Genomic DNA, 13,980 nt, shown 5'->3' on the forward strand with positions numbered 1-13,980 from the left:
GGCAGTGGAACCGACGCCTACCCGCAGCGCATGCGGGACCTTGTCACACCCCCATGCCAGAATCATGACTACGAGACCGGCAACGACGCTGGACCGTTGACCAACCAGCCCTCATGAAAGATCGAGGCTAGGGCCTGGGGGGAATACGTCGGGCACCCGTCACGGTTGGGGGAGTATGAGCACCCCACTGCCACTGAGCGTCCTTGACCTGGTCACCGTCACCGAGGACACCACCACCCCGCAGGCGCTGCAGCGCTCCATCACCCTGGCGCAGGCCGCCGACGAGTTGGACTACCGCCGTTACTGGGTGGCCGAACACCACAACATGCCTGCCGTCGCCAGCACCAATCCGCCGGTGATCATCGCCGCGCTGGGGGCGCACACGTCGCGGATCCGGGTGGGGTCCGGCGGTGTGATGCTGCCCAACCACGCGCCCTATGTGGTGGCCGAGCAGTTCGCCCTGTTGGAGGGGCTCTACCCCAATCGGATCGACCTGGGGCTGGGCCGGGCACCCGGCACCGACCAGCGCACCGCCCAGGCACTGCGTCGCAGCTCGGATGCCCTGGGGGTGCAGGAATTTCCGCAGCACGTGCTGGAACTGCTCAGCTGGTTGGGCGACAACCGGCTGGAGAATCCCCAGTCGGCCAGCCTGGCCGCGACGCCCAAGCCCGAGACCTACCCCGAGGTCTGGCTGCTCGGCAGCTCCGCCTACTCCGCCCAGTTGGCCGGCATGCTCGGCCTGCGCTACTGCTACGCCCACCACTTCGGCCAGATGGACGAGGTGGCGGTGATGGACGCCTACCGCGACCGCTTCGAGCCGTCGCCCGCGCTGAGCCAGCCGCACGCCATGATTGCCACCAGCGTGATCACCGATGAAGACGCCGAACGTGCCGAATGGCTGGCCGGCCCCGCCAAGCAGATGGCCCTGGCCCTGCGCACCAACAAGCTGACGCCGGTGGTCTCGCCCGAGGTCGCCGCCGAACGGGGGATCAACCCGCTGGATGAGCAGATGCTGGTCCACCTGCCCGCCACCAAGTTCGTCGGTACGCCCGACGAGGTACGGCCCCGGTTGCAGGACCTGGTGGATCGCACCGGGGTGCAGGAGCTGATGCTGGCGGCCACCACGCACGACGTCGAGACCCGGATTGCCACCCTGCGCGACGTGCAGCAGATGGGGCTCGCCACACACTGAGACGCTGATCTCAAAGTCTGGTCGTCGGGGATAGGCTCCGCCCGTCAGTGACGACCAGAAAGGCTCAGCGTGACCTCCTCCACCCCCGTCGCGGAACCTCGAACCGCGATCCGTACCCGGCCTGACCTGCCGCCCGTCGCTGTGGTCGACGACCATCGGCTGAGCGGGCGGGAGAAGCTCTTCTTCGGTGCCATCGGCATCCTGGCCGCGATCGCCTGGTTCGTCATCGGCCTGCAGCGCGGCGAACGGGTCAGCGCCGCGTGGTTCGTCCTGGCCGCCGTCGGCAGCTATGTGCTGGCCCTGCGCTTCTACGGCAAGCTCATCGAGCGCAAGATCCACCGGCCCGACGACACCCGGGCCACCCCGGCCGAGGAGTTCGCCAATGGCAAGGACTTCATGCCCACCCACCGGGTCGTGCTCTTCGGCCACCACTTCGCGGCCATCGCCGGTGCCGGGCCCCTGGTTGGACCCGTGCTCGCCGCCCAGATGGGGTACCTGCCCGGCACCCTGTGGATCGTCTTCGGCGTGATCCTGGCCGGCGCCGTGCAGGACTACATGGTGCTGCACCTGTCCATTCGTCGCCGCGGACGCTCCTTGGGGCAGATGGCCAAGGACGAGCTGGGTGCGGTGGGCGGCTGGTTCGCCATCCTCGGCGTGACCACCATCATGATCATCCTGATCGCGGTGCTCGCAATCGTCATCATCGGTGCCCTGGCCCACAGCCCGTGGGGCGTGTTCTCCATTGCGATGACCATCCCGATCGCCCTGCTGATGGGCGTCTACATGCGCTACATCCGTCCCGGGGCGGTGGGGGAGACCTCCGTGATCGGCATCGTGCTGCTGGTGGCCGCCATCGCCGGCGGCTCCTGGGTGAGCCACCACCCGTCGCTGGCCCAGGTCTTCACCCTAAGCCCGGTGCAGCTGGCCTACGCCATCGCCATCTACGGCTTCTTCGCCGCCGTCCTGCCCGTCTGGCTGCTGCTGGCGCCGCGTGACTACCTGAGCACCTTCATGAAGGTGGGCACCATCGCCTTCCTGGCGCTGTCCATCCTGGTGGTGCTGCCGGTGATGAGCATGCCGGCCGTCACCACCTTTGCCCACACCGGCACCGGCCCGGCCTTCGCCGGCAACCTGTTCCCCTTCCTGTTCATCACCATCGCCTGCGGCGCGCTGAGCGGCTTCCACTCGCTGATCAGCTCCGGGACGACGCCCAAGATGATCCAGAAGGAATCCCAGGCCCGGGTGATTGGCTACGGCGGCATGCTCACCGAGAGCTTCGTCGCGATGGCCGCCATGATCACCGCCTGCGTGATCGACCAGCACATGTACTTCGGGATGAATGCCCCGCTGGGGCTGACCGGCGGCACGCCCGAGACCGTCGCCAAGTACACCAATGGGCTCGGACTGGTCGGCCCCGGCGGAGCCCCGCTGCCACCGGCCACCCCGGAGATGTTCAGCCAGGCCGCCCAGGAGGTGGGGGAGAGCACCATCATCTCCCGCACCGGTGGAGCCCCGACGCTGGCCTTCGGCATGGCCCAGATCTTCGGCCAGATTCCGCTGATCGGCGCCGCCAAGGCCTTCTGGTACCACTTCGCCGTGATGTTCGAGGCGCTGTTCATCCTGACCACCATCGACGCCGGTACCCGCGTCGCGCGCTTCATGATCGGCGACATGCTCGCCAATGTCCCGGGACTGAAGCGTTTCGGTGACCCGTCGTGGCGGACCGGAGCCTGGATCACCACCCTGCTGACCGTCGCCGGGTGGGGCTCCATCGTGGTGATGGGCGTCACCGACCCGCTGGGCGGCATCAACATGCTCTTCCCACTGTTCGGCATCGCCAACCAGCTGCTGGCCGCCATCGCCCTGACTCTGGTCTTCATCGTCGTGATGAAGAAGGGACTGTTCAGGTGGGCCTGGATCCCCGGCCTGCCGCTGGCCTGGGACGTGCTGATCACCATGTGGGCCAGCTACCAGAAGATCTTCTCGGACAACCCCAAGATCGGCTACTGGAGCAACCATGCCGCGGCGAAGGCGGCCAAGGAGGCGGGCAAGACCACCTACCTGACCGCCAAGAACCCGCATGAGATCGACATGGTGATCCGCAACACCTTCGTCCAGGGCACCTTGAGCATCATCTACGCGGCCCTGGTGCTGGTGGTGCTCGCCATCGGCCTGCGGATCGCCATCAAGGCCTGGCGCGCCGGAGGCCTGCCCGACGCCGAGACCCCACACACCCCGTCGGAGATCTTCGCTCCGTCCAGCTTCCTTGCCACGGCACAGGAGAAGCAGGTGCTGGCCCAGTGGCAGGTCGCAGGTCTGGACCCCAGTGGGGAGCACCTGGACCACTCGCAGCACGCCCACAAGCTGGCGGCGACGTCGTGAGCGTCCGGGAAGCGGCCCGGATGGCGGCCCGGGTGTGGAAGGGGATGAGTGGTCTGGACGCCTACGAGCGCTACCTGGCCCACCATCGGCATGCGCACCCGGGCACCCCGGCGCCCAGCAAGGCCGACTTCTACCGGGCCAAGTGGGATCACGAGTCCCGGAACCCGGCGGCACGCTGCTGCTAGCCCGCAAAGAACAGCGCCCCCACCATGCGGTAGGGGCGCTGTTGCGGTCTGGATCGATGTTCTCGAGCGACCAGTTCTCAACCGATCTTGGCGGTCTCGTCCTGGATCTTGAGCGCGACCTGCTGCAGCTTGTCCTGATGGGCGCGGGCGTGGTGCGCGCAGAAGAGCAGCTCCCCGCCAGAGGCGAGGATGACGCGCAGGTAGGCCTGGGCGCCGCAACGGTCGCAACGGTCCGTCGCGTCCAGCGAACGGTCCTCGATGACTGTGGTGGTCACTTGGCCTCCAATGGTTCTGGCGAGCAGGGTGCCCGCGAAGGGTCGAACATCTGGTTCAACGGTGCTGGTGATCCTTTTGTTCCCCTTCAGCCTACCCGTCGCTGCGGTTCGCCCGATCGAACCAGGCCGTGGCGTGGAACCGGGCTTTTGTCGGCGGCGACGAGTACCCTTTCCGGGTGCCAACCGCGAAGACTCCTGCCAACAAGACCGCCGCCCAGTCGGGGCGTGACTACGAGGCCAAGCACCTCCTCGTCCTCGAAGGGCTGGAGGCGGTGCGCAAGCGCCCCGCCATGTACATCGGCTCCACCGACACCAAGGGGTTGATGCACTGCCTGTGGGAGATCATCGACAATGCCATCGACGAGGCCCTGGGCGGCAGCGGCGACGCGATCGAGATCTTCCTCAACGAGGATGGCTCCGTGCAGGTGGACGACCACGCCCGCGGCATGCCGGTGGACACTGAGCCCCGCACCGGGCTGAGTGGCGTCGAGGTGATCTTCACCAAGCTGCATGCCGGCGGCAAGTTCGGCGGCGGCGCCTACAACGCCACCGGCGGTCTGCACGGCGTCGGCGCCTCCGTGGTGAACGCGCTCAGCTCCCGGCTCGACGTGCAGGTGGACCGGGCCGGCAAGACCTACGAGATGAGCTTCCGCCGCGGCAAGCCCGGCGTCTTCGACGGCCCCGGGCCAGACGCCAACTTCACCCCGCAGAGCGGGCTGCGCGAGGTGGGCAAGGCCAAGCGCGGCATCACCGGCACCCGGGTGCGCTACTGGCCCGACCGCCAGATCTTCCTCAAGGACGCCCAGCTGAACATCGACTCGCTGCTGGCGCGCGCCCGGCAGAGCTCCTTCCTGGTTCCCGGCCTGAAGTTCACCGTCACCGACCGGCGCGACGGCGCCAATGATGTCGAGGTCTTCCACCACGAGGGCGGGATCAGCGAATTCTGCGACTACCTGAGCCAGGGCCAACCGCTGACTGACGTGCTGCGGTTGCAAGGATCCGACCTGTTCACCGAGACCGTGCCCATGATGGACGCCGAGACTGGCTCCATGACCCCGCAGGACGTGGAGCGGGAACTGCACGTCGACATTGCGCTGCGCTGGAGCAATTCCTATGACACCACGCTGAAGAGTTTCGTCAACATCATCTCCACGCCCAAGGGCGGCACGCATGTGCAGGGCTTCGAACGCGCCCTGACCAGGACCTTCACCCGCGCGATGGACGGCACCCGGCTGATGAAGGCCGGCGACGAGATCATCAAGGACGACTGTCTGGAGGGGTTGACCGCCGTCGTGACGGTGCGACTGGCCGAGCCGCAGTTCGAGGGCCAGACCAAGGAGGTGCTGGGCACCCCGCCCGCCACCCGGATCGTGCAGCGGGTCGTCGAGCGGGAGCTGGGCGACTTCCTGGCCTCCACCAAGCCGGCGCAGAAGGCACAGGCCCGGCAGGTGATGGAGAAGGTGATCGGGGCCTCGCGGACCCGCGTCGCCGCTCGAGCGCACAAGGAGAACCAGCGCCGCAAGAATGCGCTGGAGAGCTCCACCCTGCCGCCGAAGCTGAAGGACTGCCGCAGCAATGACTCGGAACTGACCGAGCTGTTCATCGTCGAGGGTGACTCGGCGCTGGGCACCGCGGGCCGGGCCCGCAATTCCGAGCACCAGGCGCTGCTGCCGATCCGCGGCAAGATCCTCAATGTTCAGAAGGCGAGCGTGGGCGACATGCTCAAGAATGCCGAGTGCGCCGCCATCATCCAGGTGGTGGGGGCCGGCTCCGGGCGCACCTTCGACGTCGACCAGGCCCGCTACGGCAAGGTCATCTTCATGGCCGACGCCGACTCCGACGGCGCCCACATCCGTTGCCTGCTGGCGACGCTCTTCTTCCGCTATATGCGCCCGCTGGTGGAGGCCGGGCGGGTCTACTCGGCCGTTCCGCCGCTGCACCGTTTTGAGCTGACCAATCCCAAGCGCGGGATGGACAAGTACATCTACACCTATTCCGACGCCGAGTACCAGCGCAAGATGGCCGAGCTCACCAAGAAGGGCATCAACTTCAAGGAACCGCAGCGCTACAAGGGCCTGGGCGAGATGGACGCCGACCAGCTCAAGGAGACGACGATGGACCCGCGCCACCGGGCGCTGCGCCGGATCACCGTCGACGATGCCGAGGCCGCCGAGAAGACCTTCGAGATCCTGATGGGCAACGAGGTGGCGCCCCGCAAGGAGTTCATCGTCGAGGGCGCCTACAAGGTGGACGCGGAACAGATCGACGCCTGACGGTTCTTGCGCGGAAGTCGACCTAGCGAATATCGTTATTAATGAAATTCGCTATGGAGGAGGTCGTGATGTCGACAGACACATCGAGTGGTGGCGCCTCGGGGACCCAGTCGCTGAGCGTGATGCCGTTCATCTTCGCTGCGGGAGTGTTGCTCTACGGCGTGGTCAACGCCGTCGCGGTGATCACAGCCGGGGAGGTGAACCTGCGGGTGCAGAACGTGGCCGGTCAGTTGCCGCTCGCCGGTCTGCCGGAGGGGGCCGCGGTGGTCTGGCCCTATCACCTCTCGGTGCCCGTGGCGCTGTTGCCCTGGGGTGCCGTCGCCTTGGTGAAGCTGGGGGAGGCCTTGCTCCCGATCGCCTGGGGAATGGCCCTGCTGTGGGTCGGTCTCGTGCTGCGCGAAGCCGGCTGGGCTCCCACCATCTTCGACGGTGGCGTCCGGCGGCGGGTCACAGCGCTGCGGTGGATCCTGTTCGGCACCGCGCTGGTGCCGGATGGCTTGCGCGTGTTCGGCTCCACCTGGGCGACCAAGGCCCTCGGCGCGGGCTTCAGCACGTCGACCCCGCTCGGGCAGATGTGGATTCCGTTGTTCGCGGGCTACCTGTGCCTGGCCTTCGAATACGTCCTGCGTCGCGGCGAGACCCTGCAGGGTGAGCTCGACGAGGTGATCTGATGCCGGCGGACCAGGACCGCGTCGTCTGCCACATCGACGACCTGCTGGCGGCCCGGGGCATGACGCTCACCGAGCTGGCCGAACGCGTCGGGTTGAGCGTGGTGAACCTGTCCATCCTGAAGAACAACCGCGCCAAGGCGGTCAGGTTCACCACGCTCACCGCGCTGTGCGACGCGCTGGGCTGTGCCCCGGGGGACCTGTTCAGCGTCGACGAGGGGTGAGGGGCCCGTCAGCCTCAGGCCAGGACTTCGGCGATCTTGGCCAGCGAGTCCTCCAGCTGGGACTCGACGGCGAACTTCTCCTTGGCCATGGCCTGGATCTGCGGGTCGGTGATCTCGCTGGGATCGTAGGTCAGCGTGAGCTTGGTGGTGCCGGCGTCGACGGGCTCCAGCTCGTAGAGCCACTTGGAACCCACCTCGACATCCTTGGTCACATTGCGCTTGTTCTGCCAGCCGATCACCCGGCCGTCGACGAAGGCGAAGACCTCGTTGTCGGTCTGGTACTCGGAGCCGTCGCCCTTGACCATGTTCATCCGGAAGGTGTCGCCGACGGCCTTCAGGCGTTCACCCTTGTCGGTGGAGATGACGGAGCCGGCGGGATCCGTCTCGGCATGCCGCATCGGGTTGCTGAGCAGGTCGAAGATGTCCTGCGGGGCGGCGGCAATCTCGCGGCTGGCGGTGGTCTTGGTGATCTCGGTCATGCCTCCACGCAACCACGCCCATCAGCCGGCTTCCAGTACTTTCGCGGGTGGCGGACACCCATTGGCCACCTCGGGCGGCTAGCGTGCCCCTGTGACCACCCCGATCCCTCCCGTCGCCACGGCTCTCGACGAGACCCCGGCGCCGCGCACCGTCGTCGCCGCCTGGAGCGCCTACGACTTCGGCGGCAATGCCTTCAACACCGTGATGCTCAGCTTCGTCTACTCGGTCTACGTCACCGGCACGGTGGCCGACGACCCGGCCCACGGGCAGGTGGTCTGGTCCAATCTCCAGACCATTGCCGGGCTCTGCCTGGCCCTGCTGGCACCGCTGATGGGTGCCTGGGCGGATCGGGTGCGGCGACGTCGGCTGATGCTGAGCGTCTCAACCCTGGTCACCATCACCGCGATGGCCGGCTGCTTCTTCGTGAAACCCGAGAACGCCTACCTGTTGCTGGGGGCCGGGCTGCTCTCCTTCGCCAGCGTCGCGCAGGACATCGCCGGCGTCTTCTACAACGGCATGTTGCCGCACGTCTCCACCCCCAGGACCGTCGGCCGGATCTCCGGCACGGCCTGGGCGCTGGGCTACCTGGGTGGGGTGGTCTGCCTCGTCGCCGCCCTGTTCGGCTTCATCCTGAAGGGCGGAATGCTCGGTCTGCCCACCGACGAGGCGTTCAATGTGCGCGCCGTCGCCCTGATGTGTTCGGTCTTCATGCTGGCCTTCAGCCTGCCGATCATGATCCTCGGCCCCGACGGTGAACCGCGCGCGGGGGAGAAGTTCAGCGTCGGTGCCGCCTATGCCGACATCGGCCGACGACTGGCGCGGATGTGGCGCGACGAACGCGGCCTGCTGCACTTCCTGGTCTCCGCGGCCATCTACCGCGACGGGCTCAATGCCGTCTTCGCCTTCGCCGGGGTGATCGCCGCCAGCGCCTACGGCTTCAGCAAGGAGGAAGTGATCTACTTCGGCCTGGCCGCCAGCGTCTCGGCCGCCCTGGGCACCTGGATCTTCGGTCGACTGGACGACCGGCTCGGCCCGCGCCCCGTGATCCTGGCCAGCCTGTGCGCCATCGTCGTCTTCGGCCTGGCGATCGTCGTCGCCAACCGCAGCGACGTCTTCTGGGTGGGCGGTCTGCTGATCAGCTTCCTGGTGGGTCCGGTGCAGTCGGCCAGCCGCACCTTGCTCACCCGGATCATCCCCGCCGGCGAGGAGAACGAGACCTTCGGCCTGTACGCCACCGTCGGCCGGGTGGTGAGCTTCATCGCCCCCGCACTGATCGGCGCCTTCACCGCGGCCTTCGGCGTGCGCTGGGGAATCATGGGCATCGTCGTCACCCTGTTGCTGGGGCTCCTGGCCTTCTGGCCGCTGCGGATCGCGGGCGTGACCCACGACCGTCGCTGAACTCAGCCGGCGCTGTTCACGCCGACGGAGCGCGGCAGGACGCCGTCCTTGGGTGCGGTGGGCATCCGGGTCATCGACCAGTCCAGATCGTCCGGGAGCTCCAGCACCAGCTCGGACAGCTCCGAGGCGGTCTGCGCCAACAGTCCGACGGCGATCCACTCACCCGGGCAGCGGTGGCCGGTTTGCGCAGTCCCACCACCCTGCGGGATGAAGTGATCCGACTCCCGATGCGAAGGGTCGTCCAGGAAGCGTTGCGGATCGAAGCTGTGCGGGCGTTGCCAACTGTTCTCGTCGTGATTGGTGCCATAGAAGTCCAGCAGGATGCGCTGGCCCTGCTTGACCTGCTCGCCCTGGAAGACGAAGTCCTTGCGGGCGACGGCGGGCAGGAGCGGCACGAAGGGGAAGTGGCGACGCACCTCTTCTGCGACGGCAGTGGCCACCGGGCCCTCAATGGTGGTGCTGCGCTCTGCCGTCTCGGCCCGCACCCGATCCCGCCAGTGCGGGTGCTGCGCCAGGGCCACGGCCAGGAAGGCCGCGAAGCGGGCCACCGCGATGGTCGGCCGGATCAGGTTCTGGACCTCGACGCCGGCCAGGTGGTCGTCCAGCGCGGAGCCGTCGGCCTCCACATGGTCCAGCACCATCCGCAGCGGGGAGTCGTCGGCAATCTGGATCTCCCCGGCGCGGACAGCTCGGACTCGCTCGGTGAACCACTCATCCATCGTCTGACGGTCCTTTCGGGTCTTCAGCCAGGCCGGGCCCACCACGGCGAACCCGTCGACGATCTCGGCCTGGGTGGTGGCGATCCAGTCCCTGGTCTGCTCATCCACGTCAATGCCGGCCCAGCGGATGATGCTGCGCCCATAGACCCGCACGGCCGCGTCGTAGACGCTGAGCTCCTCTCCGGCGGTCCACAGCTCGACCACTCGGCGCCATTCCTGCTGGGCATCGGCCAACAGGGCATCCACCCGCGGGCGATCCATTGCGGCCCGGATGAACAGTGCCTTGCGCACCTGGTGCTGCTCGCCATCCAGCCCATGCACCGAGCCCTTCCCGAAGAGCCCGCCGCCCACCACCGACGGCATCGCTCCGGTGCGCTGAATCCGGTCCTGGTCATAGAAGAGCCGCACGCCCTGTTCACCGTTGACCAGCAGGGTGGACCTGCCGAGCACGCGCAGTGGCAGGCGGCTGTCGGCCATGGCGTCTGCGCTGCCGGCGCGCAACCGCGTCGTCCACAGATAACCCTGGGTGATGAAATCGATGATCCGGTCCTTGGGGATGCTCATGCACCCACCATCCGGCCCCCGACCGTGCGAATCAAGGACCATGGCCTGCGCTACCAGCGAAACGAGCGCTGGCAACGCAGGCCATGATGAATTGTGTGGTTCGGCGGCGTGGCCGCCCGTGGGTCAGTGGATCTGCGTCAGCTTGCCGGAATCCACGTCATAGATGAAGCCGCCGATCTTGGTGCGGGGCTTGATCGCCGGGTGGGAACGCAGCAGGCGGACGTCGAAGTCCAGGGTGCGCTCCTGCTGCGGATTGGCGCCGAAGGTCATGCCGCGAAGGTCCATCTTGCTGGCCTCGATGATCTTGTCGGCGACCTCCTCGTCGGTGCCCGAGGCCATCGCGCAGCGAGTGTGCTGCACCACCATGATCCGGTTCACGTTCAGCAGGTGCGAGCCGACGATGCAGCCGGTGAGCACGTCCGGGGTCACTCGACCGCCGGGGCTGCGCAGGATCTTGGCGTCGCCCAGCTTCAGCCCGAGCATGCCCAGCGGCTCGATCCGGGAGTCCATGCAGGTCAGTACCAGCACCCCGGCCTTGGCGATGCCGTCGAAACCGCCGTCGTGGAATTCGGCGGCGTAGCGGTCATTGGCTTCCAGTAGATCGTTGAAATCACCCATGGGAGAAACCTACTGCCGCCGGGGGTGGCCCGGCGGCGGTGTTCAGCAGAAAATCTTGGCGCAGCCGAACAGCTCAGATCAAAGTGTCCTGTTCCGGCTCCCCGGTTGACTGCTCGGCGATCTCGTCCTGCCGGTCGTCGGCTGCTTCCGCGGCCTCGTCAGCGCTGGGCCGCTGCCCGAGTTCCCGGGTGGCGACGGCCGCGATCGGCTGCAGGGTGGGCGTGCCGGAGCCGTCGCGACGGCCGGTGGCCGGCGGCAGGTCGATCGCGGAACCGCTGGTGGCCGCGGCAACGGCGGGCTTGGGACCCACCCAACCGAGCACCAGGGCATCCTCACCCTTCAGGAAGCGGTGACAGCGCACACCGCCGGTGGCCCGCCCCTTGGCCGGGTACTCGTCGAAGGGGGTCAGCTTCACCGAGCCCACCTCCGTGCCGGGGATGGCATCCGAGGATCCGGAGACGGTCACCAGCACCGCGTCGTGGGTGGGGGTGGCGCCGAACCAGACGGCCCGGCAGTCCTTGCCCAGCTTGATTCCCGCGACGCCGCCGCCCGAGCGGCCCTGGGGCCGGACCAGCGAGGCGGGGAAGTGCAACAGGCTGGCGTCGCTGGAGACGAAGACCAGGTGGTGGTTGGTGTCGGTGAGTTCCACCGCGCCCACCAACTCGTCGCCGTCCTCAAGACGGATGATCTCCCAGGAGTCCTTGTTCAGCACATCGGGATTGACCCGCTTCACCACGCCCTTGCGGGTGCCGACGGCCAGACCCAGCGAGCGATGGTCCAGCGTGGTCAATGCCAGCGGCCGTTCACCCTTGTCAAAGCTGTAGAGCTCCGACGCGCGGGAGCCGCCCTTGAGGTTGGGGGAGCTGGCGGTGGGCACGACGGTGGGCAATTCGATCGCCCGGGCCCGGATCAGCCGGCCGTGGTTGGTGATGACCCCGAATTCGGCGTGGCTGGTGGCCCGAATGGCGGAGACGATCACGTCGTGCTGTGCGCGGCCACCGCCGACGCTGATCTCGTCGGCGGTGTCCATCCGGGCCATCAGCCCGGCGGAACTCATCATCACCCAGCAGGGCTCGTCGGGCACCTCCAGCGGGGTGGCCTTGGCACTGGCCACCTCGCCGGAGGAGGCGAGCAGCACGGTGCGGCGCGGGTCGCCATAGGTTTTGGCCACCTCGGCCAGCTCGGAGCTGACCAGCTTGCTGAGGACGTCGTGGTTCTCGATGATCTCGGTCAGCTGCTCGATGGTGCGCCGGAGTTCCTCACGCTCCTTCTCCAGCTCGATCACGCTGAACTTGGTCAGCCGGCGCAGCGGGATGTCCAGGATGTCGTTCGCCTGCACCTCGGTGAGTTCGAAGGCATCCATCAACCGGGTGCGGGCCTCGGCGACGTCGTCGGAGCTGCGGATGATCGCGATCACGTCGTCGATGTCGACGATGGCCAGCAGCCGGCCCTCGACGATGTGCAGCCGGTCGGTGGCCTTGTCCAGCCGGAACTGGGTGCGGCGCAGCGTCACGTCGAAGCGGTGCTGGAGGTAGACCTCCATCAGCTCCTTGAGCCCCAGCGTGCGCGGCTGGCCGTCGAACAGGGCCACATTGTTGATGCCGAAGGAGTCCTCCAGCTTGGTGCTCTTGTAGAGCTGCTGCAGGATCGCCTCGGGGTTGATCCCATTCTTGACCTCGATCACCAAGCGGGTGTGGTTGTTGATGTCGGACAGGTCCTTGATGTCCGCGATCCCGGTGATCTTCTTGCCCTGCACCAGCGTCTTGACCTGCTCGATGATCTTCTCCGGGCCCACCGCATAGGGAAGCTCGGTGACCACGATGCCCTTGCGGCGCGGGGTGACCTGCTCGATCCGGGCGGTGGCGCGGATCTTGAACGAGCCGCGGCCGGTGGCGTAGGCGTCGGCGATGCCGTCCAGCCCGATGATCTTGCCGCCGGTGGGCAGGTCCGGGCCGGGGATGAAGCGCATCAGCTCCGGCAGATCCGCGTCGGGATGCGTGATCAGGTGACGAAGCCCCTGCACCACCTCAACCAGGTTGTGCGGCGGCATGTTGGTGGCCATGCCCACCGCGATGCCGGTGGCGCCGTTGACCAGCAGGTTGGGGAAGGCCGACGGCAGCACCGAGGGTTCGGTCTCCTTGCCGTCGTAGTTGGGCTTGAAGTCGACGGTGTCCTCGTCCAGCCCGCCGGTCATCGCCATCGCCGACGGCGCCATCCGGCATTCGGTGTACCGCATGGCGGCGGGGCCGGCATCCAGCGAGCCGAAGTTGCCGTGGCCGTCGATCAGCGGCAGCCGCATCGACCAGGCCTGGGCGGTGCGCACCAGGGCGTCGTAGATGGCGGTGTCGCCGTGCGGGTGCAGCTTGCCCATCACCTCGCCGACGACGCGGGCGCTCTTGACGTGCGACTTGTCCGGCCGGATGCCCATGTCGTCCATCGAGTAGAGGATGCGCCGCTGGACCGGCTTGAGGCCGTCGCGGGCGTCGGGCAGCGCCCGGGCGTAGATCACCGAATAGGCGTACTCGAGGAAGCTGGCCTCCATCTCGCTGGAGACGTCGACGTCGATGATGCGTTCGGTGAAGTCCTCATCGGGCTCGTCGGTGGGACGGCTCTTCCTGGCTGCCACTGCGGGGTGCTCCTTCAATCAACGGACCCCACATTGTCCCTGATCCGGCGCGTCGCGACGAATCAGGCGCGCCGAAGCGGTGGTGCCGCTCTCTCCGTACACGGACACCCCGGTCGCTCTGCACTTCGCGACGCCGGGTGACACTCCGCGCGCTCAGGGAATCATCGACGGACGCGACCTGTGGCGCGAAGTCAGGCGCTCAACTGTGGCCATTTCCTGTCGCCAATACCGAGCCTTCAACGCCGCCGAGTCCGGCTCCTCGTGAGGCATCAACATCCGCCGGAACCAAAGCTGGGTCCACGAGTGCGTGCGGACGCGATGTGCATATCGTGTCTGAATGAGTTCGTTGTCCAGCGTCCCAGAGGTTCGCGGTTGG

12 protein-coding genes are annotated in these 13,980 nt (G+C 67.4%); 7 read left to right on the plus strand and 5 right to left on the minus strand.

Going from position 1 to position 13,980, the window contains the following annotated elements; all coding sequences use genetic code 11:
- Positions 1–175 precede the first annotated feature (175 nt).
- The 3 genes from AAEX57_RS15000 (at position 176) to AAEX57_RS15010 (ending at position 3,759) form a co-directional block, all read left to right on the plus strand.
- Entirely contained in the window at positions 176–1,192 is a 1,017-nt protein-coding gene (locus tag AAEX57_RS15000) for an LLM class flavin-dependent oxidoreductase (RefSeq protein WP_342093100.1), read from the plus strand.
- Between the two features lie 69 nt (positions 1,193–1,261).
- Complete coding sequence (locus AAEX57_RS15005; RefSeq protein WP_342093101.1) at positions 1,262–3,574, plus strand: carbon starvation CstA family protein; 2,313 nt, start codon at positions 1,262–1,264, stop codon at positions 3,572–3,574.
- The gene (locus AAEX57_RS15010; protein WP_342093102.1) at positions 3,571–3,759 is read left to right on the plus strand and encodes a YbdD/YjiX family protein; all 189 of its coding nucleotides are present in this window, start codon (positions 3,571–3,573) and stop codon (positions 3,757–3,759) included. Before AAEX57_RS15005 ends, AAEX57_RS15010 begins: the two co-directional genes overlap by 4 nt.
- Positions 3,760–3,836: 77 nt before the next feature.
- Here the strand turns inward: AAEX57_RS15010 and AAEX57_RS15015 are convergent, their stop codons facing one another.
- Entirely contained in the window at positions 3,837–4,034 is a 198-nt protein-coding gene (locus tag AAEX57_RS15015) for a DUF7455 domain-containing protein (RefSeq protein WP_342093103.1), read from the minus strand.
- A gap of 176 nt (positions 4,035–4,210) precedes the next feature.
- Between AAEX57_RS15015 and AAEX57_RS15020 the strand changes: the two genes are divergently transcribed.
- From AAEX57_RS15020 to AAEX57_RS15030, 3 genes are all read left to right on the plus strand, one after another.
- Positions 4,211–6,307, plus strand: coding sequence for a DNA gyrase/topoisomerase IV subunit B (locus tag AAEX57_RS15020; protein ID WP_342093104.1), 2,097 nt, complete (start codon positions 4,211–4,213; stop codon positions 6,305–6,307).
- Positions 6,308–6,375: 68 nt separating this feature from the next.
- Complete coding sequence (locus tag AAEX57_RS15025) at positions 6,376–6,978, plus strand: hypothetical protein (protein ID WP_342093105.1); 603 nt, start codon at positions 6,376–6,378, stop codon at positions 6,976–6,978.
- Positions 6,978–7,199 (plus strand): helix-turn-helix domain-containing protein, encoded by a 222-nt coding sequence (locus AAEX57_RS15030; protein ID WP_342093106.1) that lies wholly within the window; start codon positions 6,978–6,980, stop codon positions 7,197–7,199. The genes AAEX57_RS15025 and AAEX57_RS15030 overlap by 1 nt, the downstream gene beginning before the upstream one ends.
- Before the next feature lie 14 nt (positions 7,200–7,213).
- Here AAEX57_RS15030 and AAEX57_RS15035 read toward each other — a convergent pair whose 3' ends face one another.
- Positions 7,214–7,678, minus strand: coding sequence for an SRPBCC family protein (locus tag AAEX57_RS15035; protein ID WP_342093107.1), 465 nt, complete (start codon positions 7,676–7,678; stop codon positions 7,214–7,216).
- Between the two features lie 91 nt (positions 7,679–7,769).
- Between AAEX57_RS15035 and AAEX57_RS15040 the strand changes: the two genes are divergently transcribed.
- The gene (locus AAEX57_RS15040; protein ID WP_342093108.1) at positions 7,770–9,077 is read left to right on the plus strand and encodes an MFS transporter; all 1,308 of its coding nucleotides are present in this window, start codon (positions 7,770–7,772) and stop codon (positions 9,075–9,077) included.
- Between the two features lie 2 nt (positions 9,078–9,079).
- Here AAEX57_RS15040 and AAEX57_RS15045 read toward each other — a convergent pair whose 3' ends face one another.
- The 3 genes from AAEX57_RS15045 to AAEX57_RS15055 all read right to left on the minus strand — a co-directional run bounded on the left by AAEX57_RS15045 (position 9,080) and on the right by AAEX57_RS15055 (position 13,604).
- Positions 9,080–10,360: a cytochrome P450 gene (locus AAEX57_RS15045; RefSeq protein WP_342093109.1), complete on the minus strand. Its 1,281-nt coding sequence runs from the start codon at positions 10,358–10,360 to the stop codon at positions 9,080–9,082.
- A gap of 123 nt (positions 10,361–10,483) precedes the next feature.
- Complete coding sequence (locus AAEX57_RS15050) at positions 10,484–10,978, minus strand: beta-class carbonic anhydrase (RefSeq protein ID WP_342093110.1); 495 nt, start codon at positions 10,976–10,978, stop codon at positions 10,484–10,486.
- A gap of 73 nt (positions 10,979–11,051) precedes the next feature.
- The gene (locus AAEX57_RS15055) at positions 11,052–13,604 is read right to left on the minus strand and encodes a DNA gyrase/topoisomerase IV subunit A (RefSeq protein ID WP_342093111.1); all 2,553 of its coding nucleotides are present in this window, start codon (positions 13,602–13,604) and stop codon (positions 11,052–11,054) included.
- Between the last annotated feature and the right edge of the window lie 376 nt (positions 13,605–13,980).

Source organism: Luteococcus sp. H91 (assembly GCF_038433135.1).
Taxonomy (GTDB): Bacteria; Actinomycetota; Actinomycetes; order Propionibacteriales; family Propionibacteriaceae; genus Luteococcus.

Coding starts and splice junctions, on each gene's coding strand:
- AAEX57_RS15035 (WP_342093107.1), bottom strand. CDS start 7,678: ATGACCGAGATCACCAAGACCACCGCCAGCCGCGAGATTGCCGCCGCC.
- AAEX57_RS15025 (WP_342093105.1), top strand. CDS start 6,376: ATGTCGACAGACACATCGAGTGGTGGCGCCTCGGGGACCCAGTCGCTG.
- AAEX57_RS15045 (WP_342093109.1), bottom strand. CDS start 10,360: ATGAGCATCCCCAAGGACCGGATCATCGATTTCATCACCCAGGGTTAT.
- AAEX57_RS15000 (WP_342093100.1), top strand. CDS start 176: ATGAGCACCCCACTGCCACTGAGCGTCCTTGACCTGGTCACCGTCACC.
- AAEX57_RS15030 (WP_342093106.1), top strand. CDS start 6,978: ATGCCGGCGGACCAGGACCGCGTCGTCTGCCACATCGACGACCTGCTG.
- AAEX57_RS15050 (WP_342093110.1), bottom strand. CDS start 10,978: ATGGGTGATTTCAACGATCTACTGGAAGCCAATGACCGCTACGCCGCC.